Raw genomic sequence first — 502 nt, forward strand, 5'->3', positions numbered from 1 at the left:
GTCTTGTTTTGCGCAACGGTTGATTATCACTTTAAAGCCTTTCATCTTCCGTATTTCCGGTGGTTTCAGGAACAAGGATTGGAAGTGCATACAGCGGCAAACGGCCAGCTGAAGCTGCCCTATGTGAATCAAGCTCACTCAATTCCGATTCAGCGCTCTCCTTTTCATGTACGCAACCGGCTTGCGTATGTAGAACTGAAGAACCTGTTAGCAAAAGAGCACTATGATTTCATCCATTGCCACACACCAATGGGAAGTGTCATTGGCAGGCTCGCAGCCAAAGGTACGCGCAAAAAAGGAACGAAGGTTCTCTACACGGCACATGGCTTTCACTTTTGGCAGGGGGCGCCGCTTCAAAACTGGCTGCTCTATTATCCAATAGAGAGATTTCTAGCCCGCTATACAGACGCTCTGATCACCATTAATGGAGAAGATTTTAAAAGAGCCGACCGGCTATCAAAAGAGCGGACATCTGTTTATTATGTGCCCGGTATGGGTGTGG

Annotated in this window: 1 protein-coding gene; it reads left to right on the forward strand. The window is 47.6% G+C overall.

Features of this window, described 5'->3' with window-relative positions:
• A partial coding sequence (locus tag BJU60_RS14925; RefSeq protein WP_141737262.1) for a glycosyltransferase occupies nucleotides 1–502 on the forward strand: 502 nt, incomplete at both ends.

This window comes from Exiguobacterium aurantiacum (assembly GCF_001766415.1).
Classification (GTDB): Bacteria; Bacillota; Bacilli; order Exiguobacteriales; family Exiguobacteriaceae; genus Exiguobacterium; species Exiguobacterium aurantiacum_A.